Annotated in this window: 4 protein-coding genes, 1 tRNA gene and 1 pseudogene; 5 read left to right on the top strand and 1 reads right to left on the bottom strand. The window is 36.8% G+C overall.

Annotated features, from left to right (window positions below):
• Window positions 1-196 (top strand): annotated as a pseudogene (locus ABZA26_RS07575) (bifunctional 3,4-dihydroxy-2-butanone-4-phosphate synthase/GTP cyclohydrolase II); the annotation flags it as partial.
• Between the two features lie 137 nt (window positions 197-333).
• Here ABZA26_RS07575 and ABZA26_RS07580 read toward each other — a convergent pair.
• On the bottom strand, window positions 334-1,383 hold the full coding sequence (locus tag ABZA26_RS07580) for a hypothetical protein (protein WP_372713916.1): 1,050 nt from the start codon (window positions 1,381-1,383) through the stop codon (window positions 334-336).
• Window positions 1,384-2,092: 709 nt separating this feature from the next.
• On the opposite strand from ABZA26_RS07580, the gene ABZA26_RS07585 reads away from it, so the two are divergent.
• From ABZA26_RS07585 to ABZA26_RS07600, 4 genes are all read left to right on the top strand, one after another.
• Entirely contained in the window at window positions 2,093-2,935 is an 843-nt protein-coding gene (locus ABZA26_RS07585; RefSeq protein ID WP_372713917.1) for a fumarate hydratase, read from the top strand.
• A gap of 28 nt (window positions 2,936-2,963) precedes the next feature.
• Window positions 2,964-3,509 (top strand): Fe-S-containing hydro-lyase, encoded by a 546-nt coding sequence (locus tag ABZA26_RS07590; protein WP_372713918.1) that lies wholly within the window; start codon window positions 2,964-2,966, stop codon window positions 3,507-3,509.
• A gap of 17 nt (window positions 3,510-3,526) precedes the next feature.
• A complete protein-coding gene (locus ABZA26_RS07595) occupies window positions 3,527-4,708 on the top strand; it encodes an NADP-dependent malic enzyme (RefSeq protein WP_372713919.1) in 1,182 nt (393 codons plus the stop codon).
• Window positions 4,709-4,848: 140 nt separating this feature from the next.
• Window positions 4,849-4,924: transfer RNA gene (locus ABZA26_RS07600), tRNA-Thr, on the top strand.
• The last annotated feature ends 10 nt before the right edge of the window (window positions 4,925-4,934 follow it).

Genomic DNA, 4,934 nt, shown 5'->3' on the forward strand with positions numbered 1-4,934 from the left:
GCTAAAGGCTCTGGATGTAAAATCTGTAAGGGTCATGACAAACAACCTGAGAAAAGTAAATGGACTCGAGATGTATGGGATAAAAGTGAACAAAAGGAAGGCCATAGAGGTAGACTCAAATGAAAATAACCTAAGATACCTCAGAACCAAGAAGGATAAGTTGGGGCATATACTGAAACTTGATAAGACCAAGTAATTTTAGGAAATATTTGGGTAGGACTGGATTATTAAATTTATCAGAGGTTATGTACATAGACTGGCATCTGTAAAAAACATAAAAATAAGAGGGGCTTAAATCCCCTCTTATTTTTATATTTTGATATTCTTTTATTGCTAGTCATATTTTCTGAAACGAACTTCTTTTTTATAAATAGGAGTTTGGAGGTCTTCTGTTATTTCTGTAAGAGGTATATTTTCTGAAAGGTCAATACTTTTAAAATTCCCTACAACTGAGACAGGTTCATCTTCAGAAAGAGTACTACTACTTTCTGAGGATTTGGCTTCCTGGGCTAAGATCTCTTCAGGGTCGTTATATCCCACTGGGTATCCGTAATAAAGAGTTTCTAGTATTGTTCCACTGTTGACTATCTCCAATCTGTCTATATGCCTTTCTTCGCCTTTTCCCTTGTAAAAGTAATTGTATAAAAAACGCCTTCCGTTACTTTCAACAAAATCTAATCTACCCTTGGGATTATAAACCTTGACGTTAACCCCTATACCCTCACCGTTTATAAAACTCTGAGGCCTGTAGACAGCCTCTGTGGTGTAGTTTACAAAGGTTTTGTCCTTTCTGACACTGTAATATCCCTCTTCATTTGTATTATAAGTTATCTCAGACCATCCACCGTTTCTGGCAGGGATCTTTCTCGTGAATCTTCTTATTATGGGGTGCTTCATAAAATAAAGAGTGGGGCTTTTTCCTATCCTTCTCACATATTCTTTTTCCAAAATTTCAAAAGCTTTTCCATCCTCATCTAAAAGGGTCTCTTTGGAAAAAAGAAGCTTATTCTGAGAGTTCCCAGAACGAAATGCCACAGTAAGTCCGTGAATTTCTTCTATTTTTTTGGCAGGTGTTTCTTTTTTTATTATCTTATAGGAAAAATCTCTTCTGTCTTTATTTTCCCGGAAGACAACATTTACATCGGTACTGTTGTCGGGGTTGTCTGTATAGGCATAGGTCATGTTGAGTTCGCCGTCATCTAAAAAGATTACTCTTCCCAGATCATCATATTTGAAAGTAAAAAAATCTTTTTTTATGATGTTTCCCTTCTGATCTTTTTCATATGTTATTTTCCCAGAAGAATCTGTAATGATAATAGGTACTGCAGACCAGGTTGAAAAACAAGATAAAATAAAAATTGTTATGTACATTATTTTTTTCAACTGTATTCCTCCTACAAATTAAAATTTCAATAAACCCTGGAAGAGAAGAATTTACTTTTGTAATATCTACGTAAAATATAGGAATTCTCTTTGTTTAGTACAAAATATATTTTTAAATCCTTATTTTTTATAACATTTTTTATAGTATTACACAAACACTATTCATAAAATTATAAGAGAAAAAATGATATTTATTTCACTAAAGTTGCATTGTGAAGCTTTTAAAGCTATATTAATAATACAGTTAATTATTTGGAAAAATAATATTTGAGTGAATGACGGGTCTTTTAAGCTGTGAAAAAGTTTTTTTACGCCTTGCAGGACTGTAAATCGTTTTACTCTCTTTGTTTCGACTGGTACAGAGAGTGGGGCGTATTTTTTTTGCAATTTTTCAAAAACCGGGATAAAATCCTATTTTTATAATTATAAAAGATTAATTTAATTAAATAAAGTGGTGTTGATTGATTTTTTATGTTAAGTTTAAAGTAGGTGTTGAGTATTCTTTTTTTAATTTAAATGTATGGTTTTAGAAAGTTTTGTCGTTGAATATAACTCGTAAATGATAAGGTGATAGAGGATTGTATTTATCAATTTTTAAGAATCGCCAATAAAAGCTATAATCTAAATATGTAACAAGGGATATAGACTGAATGGTTCAACCTAGGAGATACCTTGGTAGTATAAAAAATATTAAAAAAGGGTGGTTAATGTGAAAGAACTTGATTTGGCAAAAGTGACAGAAGAAGTGGCAAGACTCTGTATAGAGGCTAACTACTTTATCGGTAAGGACGTAATGGGAAAAATCAAAGAAGCTTTGGAGAAAGAAGAATCTCCAGTGGGGAAGAATATTCTAGAGCAAATAATTACAAATGATGGTATCGCCGCTGATGATAAGGTTCCTATGTGTCAAGACACAGGATTGGCAGTGGTTTTCCTGGAAGTAGGTACAGAAGTAAAAATACCAGGAGATATCTATGAGGCTATCAACGCCGGTGTAAGAAAAGGATATGAAGAGGGATACCTCAGAAAATCAGCAGTAAGACACCCTTTAGACAGGGTAAATACAAAGGATAATACTCCTGCAATTATTCATACTAAACTTGTACCTGGATCAGATAAGGTAAAAATTATCGTAGCTCCTAAAGGCGGAGGAAGCGAAAATATGAGTTATGTAAAAATGCTCGCCCCTGCAGCAGGTGTAGAGGGAGTAAAGAATATCATAATTGAGGCAATCAAAGCAGGTGGAGGAAATCCTTGCCCTCCAATGGTAGTAGGTGTAGGTCTAGGAGGAACTTTTGAAAAAGCTGCTCTTATAGCTAAAGAGGCATTGATGAGAGACCTTAATGATAAAAGTCCGGATCCAGTAAATGCAAAATTAGAAGAGGAACTTCTTGAACTTATAAACAATACGGGAGTAGGGCCATTAGGTCTAGGGGGAAAAGTAACAGCCCTTACGGTAAAAGTAAACAGCTATCCATGTCACATAGCATCACTTCCTGTTGCTGTAAATATCAACTGTCATGCAGCTAGACACAAAGAAGTAATATTATAAACTTATAATCGGAATTCGGAGGGGAAAAATGATTAAGTTAACAACACCTTTAACAGAAGAAGCTACAAAAAAATTAAAATCAGGAGATATCGTACAAATAACTGGGACTATCTATACAGCAAGAGATGCTGCACATGCAAGACTTGTAAAATTGGTAGAAGAAGGAAAAGAACTTCCTTTTGATATAAAGGGTCAAATTATATATTACGTAGGTCCGAGTCCAGCAAAACCAGGAAATCCTATAGGAAGTGCCGGGCCAACTACAAGCTACAGAATGGATCCATATGCACCTATTTTATTAGACCAGGGATTAATGGGTATGATAGGTAAAGGTGGAAGATCCCAAGAGGTGAAAGATGCCTGTATAAGAAACAGCGGAGTTTACTTTGCAGCTACAGGTGGAGCGGCGGCTCTTATAGCAAAATGTATCAAAAAAGCTGAAATAATAGCTTATGAAGATCTAGGATCAGAAGCAATAAGAAAGCTTGAAGTAGAAGACTTTCCTGTGATCGTGATAAACGATACATATGGAAATGACCAATACGAAACAGGACAAGCTGAATATAGAAAATAATTATTTGGGAGGTCATCATGTCAACAGTTTATGAAAAGTCATTGAAACTACACGAAGAACACAAGGGGAAAATAGAGGTAATATCCAAGGTTAGGGTAACAAACAGAGAAGAGTTAAGTCTTGCATATTCTCCAGGAGTTGCAGAACCATGCAGAAAGATCCAGGAAAACAAGGAAGATGTCTACAAGTATACGTCAAAGGGAAACATGGTAGCGGTAATAAGTGACGGTTCTGCCGTACTTGGTCTAGGTAACATAGGACCTGAAGCTGCCCTGCCTGTAATGGAGGGGAAATCAATCCTGCTGAAAGAATTTGCAGGAGTAGATTCTTTTCCAATCTGTCTTGATACCCAGGATACAGAGGAGATCATAAGAACATGTAAGATACTGGCTCCGAGTTTCGGAGGTATTAACCTAGAGGATATATCTGCCCCTAGATGTGTGGAGATAGAGACAAGGCTAAAAGCCGAACTGGACATACCTGTATTTCATGATGACCAGCACGGAACTGCAATCATAGTATCGGCGGCGATAATGAATTCTTACAAATTACTGAAAAGAGATCTGAAAGACGCCAATGTAGTGGTATGCGGTGCAGGTGCAGCAGGAAGCTCTATAATAAAAATGATAAGAGAGCTCAATGTAAATAATATCATAGCAGTGGACAAAGACGGGATCATTGCAAGAGATGACGAGGAGAGAGAGTATGATTTTCTTTCTAAGGAACTCTCTACTATTACAAACAAGGAAAACCTAAAAGGCGGACTTGGTGATGCAGTGAAGGGTGCAGATATATTTATAGGGGTATCGGCTCCTGGAGTATTGAAACCTGAAATGATAAAAACAATGAATGCAGACCCAATAATCTTTGCCATGGCCAACCCTACTCCGGAGATAATGCCTGATGAGGCGCTAGCGGCTGGAGCCAAGATAGTGGGAACTGGAAGGTCGGACTTCCCGAACCAGGTAAATAATGTACTTGCGTTCCCTGGACTGTTTAGGGGTGCACTGGATGCAAAGGCAAAAAAAATAACTGAAGAGATGAAAATGGCGGCAGCAATAGCCCTTGCCAATGTAATAGAGGAATCAGAGCTGAGAGATGACTATATAATTCCTGATCCATTTGATGAAAGGGTTGTGAAGGTAGTATCTGAGACTGTAGCAAGAGTAGCAAAAGAGATGAATATCTGCAGAGATTAGGTATATAGGCTGACCTTGGTAAGGTCAGCCTATATAAATTTTATGGTTTTATAAAATACAGACAGTCTGAAAATGCTGTTTAAAGAGAAAAAAGTTGACAACCTTCAATAAGGAATGATATACTTTTGCTGCAGCGTTATGCCGCCTTAGCTCAGTAGGTAGAGCAATACCATGGTAAGGTAGAGGTCGCCGGTTCGACTCCGGCAGGTGGCACCATTAAAAATAA

The sequence above is a fragment of the Ilyobacter sp. genome (assembly GCF_041583315.1).
In the GTDB taxonomy this organism is placed as follows: Bacteria; Fusobacteriota; Fusobacteriia; order Fusobacteriales; family Fusobacteriaceae; genus Ilyobacter.

Bases quoted from the DNA above. Each gene is read 5' to 3' on its own strand.
- ABZA26_RS07590 (WP_372713918.1), top strand. From the start codon at position 2,964: ATGATTAAGTTAACAACACCTTTAACAGAAGAAGCTACAAAAAAATTA.
- ABZA26_RS07595 (WP_372713919.1), top strand. From the start codon at position 3,527: ATGTCAACAGTTTATGAAAAGTCATTGAAACTACACGAAGAACACAAG.